This window comes from Curtobacterium sp. MCBA15_013 (assembly GCF_001865095.1).
GTDB lineage: Bacteria > Actinomycetota > Actinomycetes > Actinomycetales > Microbacteriaceae > Curtobacterium.
Window position 1 is genome coordinate 1546 of the sequence record NZ_MJGQ01000030.1, and the last position, 919, is coordinate 2464.

Annotated in this window: 2 protein-coding genes; both read right to left on the reverse strand. The window is 74.6% G+C overall.

Annotated features, from left to right (window positions below; genetic code table 11):
* A partial coding sequence (locus BIV01_RS19830; protein WP_175473718.1) for a hypothetical protein occupies positions 1–621 on the reverse strand: 621 nt, incomplete at its 3' end.
* On the reverse strand, positions 618–919 hold a 302-nt coding region (locus BIV01_RS12815; protein ID WP_175473719.1), incomplete at its 5' end, for an endonuclease/exonuclease/phosphatase family protein. The genes BIV01_RS12815 and BIV01_RS19830, both read right to left, overlap by 4 nt.

The following is a 919-nucleotide window of genomic DNA, read 5'->3' on the forward strand; positions in this document are numbered from 1 at the left end:
GGACGACGGTCCGGCGACGACCCGGCGGTCCCGCACGGCCCACGGCAGCAGGAGCCCGGCGAGCACCCCGCCCCCGAGGTCGGCGGCCAGGTCCCCGATGGTGTCCTCGTACCCGACGTAGATGGTCGGGTCGAGGAAGGTGTGCCCGAGGAACTCGAACACCTCCCAGACGGATCCGATCGCCAGCGACAGCACACCCGCGACGACGACCGCCTGGACCCGGCCGACCCGGTCGCCCGTGCGCAGCACCCCGGTGTCGCTCGCGATCACCCAGAGCACCGCGGTCAACGCGGCGAGCAGCACGAAGTGCACGACCTTGTCCCACAGGAACACCGAGGTGTACCAGCCGAGGACGCTGCTCCACCCGGCGACGAGGGCCAGCGCGCACACGGCGGTGTCGACGGCGGGTCGGAGTCCGAGCACGCGGGGGACGACGACCCCGAGCAGTGCGAGCAGGAGCACGGCGAACGCGATCCAGCCCCACCCGATCGTGGCGACCGGGAGGCTCACCAGCGTCACCGCACGGACGGCGTCGGCGACGACCTCGGCGCCGCGGGGTCGGCGGAGGAACGTCGCACCGAGCCGGTCGATCACGCGGTGGTCCGCGGTGGTCGTGGTCACGCCGCCTCCCACCGGAGCACGGCCTGCACGGCGGCGTGGTCGGACGGCCACACCCCGCTCGGTCGGCGCGTCGACACGGTCGCCGCCGACACGGCGGCACGCACCCCGTCGGCACCGCGGGCCAGGATCCAGTCGATCCGGCGTCCGCCCCGGCGGGGAGCGCGGTAGCCCAAGTGCGTGCCCCACTGCTCGGACGCGTGCGAGGCCGCCGTCGTCCAGGTGTCCGCGAACCCCGCGTCGGTGAGGACCCGGTGCGGAGCACTGTCGGCGGGGGCGTTCGCGTCGCCGAGCACGACGA